The organism is Pontibacterium sp. (assembly GCF_041587635.1).
Lineage (GTDB): Bacteria > Pseudomonadota > Gammaproteobacteria > Pseudomonadales > Balneatricaceae > Pontibacterium.
Genome location: NZ_JBFGYC010000469.1, coordinates 1 through 3,186, shown reverse-complemented (window position 1 = coordinate 3,186; position 3,186 = coordinate 1). Strand labels below are relative to the sequence as shown.

At 51.8% G+C, this 3,186-nt stretch carries 1 protein-coding gene; it reads right to left on the bottom strand.

All coding sequences use genetic code 11. From position 1 onward, the window contains the following. Positions 1-235: 235 nt before the first annotated feature. Positions 236-3,186, bottom strand: a 2,951-nt coding sequence (locus ABYW01_RS17605) for an Ig-like domain-containing protein (protein ID WP_372835287.1), incomplete at its 5' end; no start/stop codon positions are given.

Genomic DNA, 3,186 nt, shown 5'->3' with positions numbered 1-3,186 from the left:
GCAATGACACGAGCAGGACAGCGTCTCGTTATGTTTGCAACTGCCTCTGTATCTAAAGCGCTTGAAGGCGCCGTGGAAGTTAATGGCAAATCGGTAATATGACCCACGATAAATAGCCCTTTGAACAAACGCTCCTTTATTACGACGGGCACAGGCTAGTTAAATCAACGATAAAAAAATACCCGGCCAGATTGTTCTGGGCCGGGTATTTCTCTGAGCGGACTGAAACTAGCGATTAAGGCGTTACGGTAATGCAACCACTACAGGTTGCACTGCTGCCGTTGTTCACCACAACATCCCACGTACGATTACGGCGAGGGCCGCCTGCTTTAACGAAGACATTGGCTGTTATGGTGGTGCTATTCACTACAACCACGCCCGATGCTGAAGGCGCAGGACCTGATCCATTCTGGAAGCTCACGTTCGCGCCCTGCGTAAAGCCTGTACCCACAAGCGTCACCGCAACCTGCTGATTTACACCAACCGTACTTGGCGTAACGTCAGTGATTGTGAGCACCGCACCACCTGTCGGATTAACGGTCACATTAACAGTTCCGGTATCGCTACCTCCCTGACCATCATTGACGTTGTAGCTAAAGCTGTCGCTGCCCGCAAAACTGGCATTCGGCGTATAGGTCACGGTACTGCCATTGTTAGTCACGCTACCGTTAGCACCCTGTGTGACCGATCCAATGGCCAGGCTATCACCGTCGGCATCGGTATCATTGCTCAATACGTTAATAACAACGCTACTGTCCTGATCGACACTCGCAGTATCGGTATTCGCGACGGGCGCATTGTTCTGCAAAGGGTCACTAATGGTGACGCTCACCGTGTCGCTGTCACTGTTGTCTGCGGAATCAGTGACGGTAGCTGTAATCACATGAGTGCCCAAAGAGAGTGTCGCTGTTTGTACTGACGCACCCTGACCGAGATTACCATCAAGGCTGGAACTCCAGCTCATGTCGCTGGACAGGTCGCCGTCTTCACTGTCACTTGCTGTCGCAGAGAAAATTAGCCAATCACCCGCATCAGCAGTGGTGTTGTCAGCTGGTTCGCTAATAGTGACTGTAGGCGGCAGGTCGCTAGGCTCGCCCGCAGAAGTGACGACAATTTGGTATACGTCGAGATAGTTATTCTGTCCGTTCCCGGCAGTGCGATCAGTATCATTGACCCGGATAGATATAGAGCCAGAGGTGCCAGCAGGTAGCAATGCGGAGATGACCTGACGCCCGGTTCCGTTGCTCAGCATGCCAAATGGCTGATAGTTGCTGCCGTCAGTAGAGTAGGCCAGTGCGAAGTCATCGCCATCGCTGTTGGAGGGGGCTGTGACATCAACATCAAGGGTAACGGACGCGGCAGGGGCAATGCCCGACACGGTCCAATAGTGTTCCATCTGACTGACGCGGTTCTGCGGCTTTCCTCCCTGATGTTGTTCAGAGATACGCTCATATCCAGATACATTAACCGTGCTTTGGTAAGAGCCGCTGACAATGCTGCCCATCGCTATGTTTTCAGATGTGGCAGATGCGGTAGAAGGCACACTGATCGTAATCAAGATGGTGCTATTTGAAGTCGAGATACCAGCACTGTTATAAGCCTCGAGCTGATAAACATAGGTGCCGGAAGCAAGGTTGTTATCCGCAAAGCTGGCGCTATCTCTAGGCAGGGTGGAGATTTGCACGAAACTGCCGCCATCTATCTGGCGATACACACGGTATCCCGCTTCATTGTTTTCAGCAGTAGATAGTGGGTCGGTCCAGCTCAAGGCGATATTAGCATCACCCGATTGCACTGCTGAGAGATCCGTTGGTGCAGGGGGCGGGCTGGTCGATACCGAATCTTCCGGTACAGAACCCGTGATGAAATACTGACCCAGACTTCCGTAGTCGGTATAACCATTTGTCAGTGGATCTCCTACGCCAACCCCTTCAATTGAAAGGATATAGCGCCCTGCAGCAACGCCTACATTGATAGTGGCGTAAGTATCAGAGAGCGGGTTACTTTGCGCAACTTCATAGCCGAACTCATCATAGAGCACCGCTTTCACATCCAGGTTCATACCGCGACGGGACTGTGAAGCGAAAGAATCGGTCCACGCGGGCGTAACACTTAGGTTAATCGTGCCATCCCCAACGTCCATAAAGAACAGATCTACATCCGTTCGGTCCTCTATTATTCCCTTGTTAGAAGGATCAATATTGGCGGGGTCCGTGACTGGATTGGTCGCACTAACAGAGGTCCCGCCCGTGATCACTAACGGCGTTGCCCCGGAGAAATTTACGTCTTCGTGATCGTCGCTTCGGTAGGTAAGACGATCTGCAATCAGTTGAAGGTCATCCTGCGTGTTATTTGCATCAGCATATTCACCCTTGCTCCACTGAGACACCTGCGCGTAATAACCCACACCCATGATCGGACCCCAGTCCGTATTACCCGAACCATGGCCTCCGTAGTAGCCAGTGCTGCTATTTCCGTCGTGGGATAGCGATAGGTTATGTCCTAGTTCATGAGATGCCGCTTCAGATATGTTATGCGGGCCACCGACTCCATCCAGAAAAACCAATGCGGGCTGGTAATAGGGGAAGTTACTGTTGCCCCATACGCCGACATAAGCGACACCACCACAGTTGCAGTTATATATGTTGCGGTTGTTCTCATCTGCTTTGCGGGTCACCAGAATGTGACCAACATTGGCCCCAAACGTTGGAGGCTCTTCGGTGGTAACATCGATATCGTAGGGCGCAAAGTCTTCTGCAACTCGCTTCCAGGTTTCCGCAATCTCATTCAGCTCTGTTTGACTGAATGATGATTCATCACCGTTACTGTCGTAAGGTCGCATATAGAGCGGGTCTGCTGATCCGTTCCAGATAGTCCCACTCACCACATGGCCATCCATATCCAGATAAACCACACGCGACGCACCGGGCTTACTGTGCAGCGTGAACGCCTCTGCCTGGGTTACTTCAGACAGTGATGGAGTTGAAGATGGCGCAGGATCAATACCATCAAAAGCCGGGTCTTCATAAAATACCCCACCGCTTTGATCGACGCGCAGTGCTGGCACATCCTGTTCGGTAAAGCTAAAACGGTGCATCCAGCCTAGTGCGCGCTTTTGTGCGGCAGGAGACAGATCTTCCAATTGCTTCTTTAAAATCCCGGGCGGTAAGTCATTGATTCCAAACG